This is a genomic window from Psychrobacter sp. UBA2514, assembly GCF_002341255.1.
Taxonomy (GTDB): Bacteria; Pseudomonadota; Gammaproteobacteria; order Pseudomonadales; family Moraxellaceae; genus Psychrobacter; species Psychrobacter pacificensis.
Genome location: NZ_DDNS01000041.1, coordinates 44,152 through 45,044 on the forward strand (window position 1 = coordinate 44,152; position 893 = coordinate 45,044).

Below are 893 nucleotides of genomic sequence, written 5' to 3' on the forward strand. Positions count from 1 at the left end.
GTTTAATCTTGCTATACCATTTTATAATGGTTTCACTATAGTGACTGGCTCAATTGATTTTGGCCAAATTATATTTCTAGTTTGCTTTCGATTGACTGTACTTTACGGCGTGCCAATGCAAGGTTCGCTTTTGATTTATCAAGTACTAAGTAGATAAATAAATCTTCATGACTGGCTGTCGGACGAATGATGTGTAGCTGAGACTCTAGTGTGATCAACATATCTTCGATTTCACCTTTGATGTCGAGTGATTTCATCGTTGCTACTTTTGCCTTTACAACTTGTGAGTTACCGGCAGCAGCTAGCTCAAGATCGACACCGCCACCAATCGTGCCTAACACCATACCTGACATATAATCCACAATGCAGGCACCCATCGCACCATCAAGATCCATTAACTCTTGTAAAGACTCATTGATATTTGACATACTTTTTCCTATTTTTTTGTGTTGAGATAATTCTCGATTAGAGACACTTGCACAATCGAGCAATATCAAATTATGTTAAGCTGAATTGACTATATAAACATTAGTATAACTTAAATATGCTTACTTACACTTAAGGAATTATGATAATTGAATACGAATAATTAAATGTATTTTTAGGTACAGGAACTATAGCGTAATCGTAAACAAATTTCCGTAGTGACTGTTATTATATTCTATATACGGGGTCAGATCACGTTTCTACTCGACCATTCAAGGAGAAATAACGACCACTGGGTAGGAAAAATCATACTAATTAATAATGATTATATTTTAGAGCCTAGAAACTACTTTTTTGACGTTAAATGGTAATCACCCCAAAAAATAATAACACTTAAAAGTAGAAACTAACTGCTAAAATACCAGCAGGAGTTTTGATATGAGCAAACGAATGACTGAGACCCAAAT

At 34.8% G+C, this 893-nt stretch carries 1 protein-coding gene; it reads right to left on the reverse strand.

All coding sequences use genetic code 11. From position 1 onward, the window contains the following. Positions 1-68: 68 nt before the first annotated feature. Positions 69-428 (reverse strand): hypothetical protein, encoded by a 360-nt coding sequence (locus B3V51_RS10850; RefSeq protein WP_071003016.1) that lies wholly within the window; start codon positions 426-428, stop codon positions 69-71. Between the last annotated feature and the right edge of the window lie 465 nt (positions 429-893).

Coding starts and splice junctions, on each gene's coding strand:
- B3V51_RS10850 (WP_071003016.1), bottom strand. CDS start 428: ATGTCAAATATCAATGAGTCTTTACAAGAGTTAATGGATCTTGATGGT.